Consider the following 513-nt stretch of genomic DNA (forward strand, 5'->3'; position numbering starts at 1 on the left):
CAAAACAACAGGTGTCTGGCTATCTGTCAGTTTGTTTTTAAAAAAGGCTGTAGTAATCACAAGATCCGCATCACCTATGGACAGACATTCCTTACATTCAGCCGGGCTCCAGCGTGTGTCGATGGGAATGGCTGTGCATCCAGCCGCTGCGGCTCCGGCAAACAGCTGTAAAAACGCCAGACTATTTGGGAGCAGGATCGCCACACGATTCGGCATGCTCGGCTGTGACCGCAGCCAATTTGCGGTTTGAGAGACAAGCCGATCCCAATCATGGTACGTGATTTGCTCCGATTCAGTCTGGATCGCTACACGGCCGGGCGATGTTTCGGCGGTAGATGAATAGGTATGGGTAATTGTCATGTAGTGTCATCCTCCTTTTGTAAACATCGTATCAGAAAGAGACAAGGCTTGAGTGATTTTTATCGCCAGAAATGCAGATACAGCCGCTTTTATCAAATCACCAGGCACATATGCAAGGCTCATGAAGGCGGCCTGTGACAAATCAATATGCAT

At 48.7% G+C, this 513-nt stretch carries 1 protein-coding gene and 1 pseudogene; both read right to left on the minus strand.

The annotated features are described in order from the left end of the window. Window positions 1-360 (minus strand): AMP-binding protein (locus tag ACWHAR_RS32190; RefSeq protein WP_452089063.1); only part of this gene is annotated, 360 nt, incomplete at its 3' end. Window positions 361-366: 6 nt separating this feature from the next. Then, a pseudogene (locus ACWHAR_RS32195) lies at window positions 367-513 on the minus strand (biotin transporter BioY); the annotation flags it as partial.

It is taken from the genome of Bacillus sp. LR--39 (assembly GCF_053613335.1).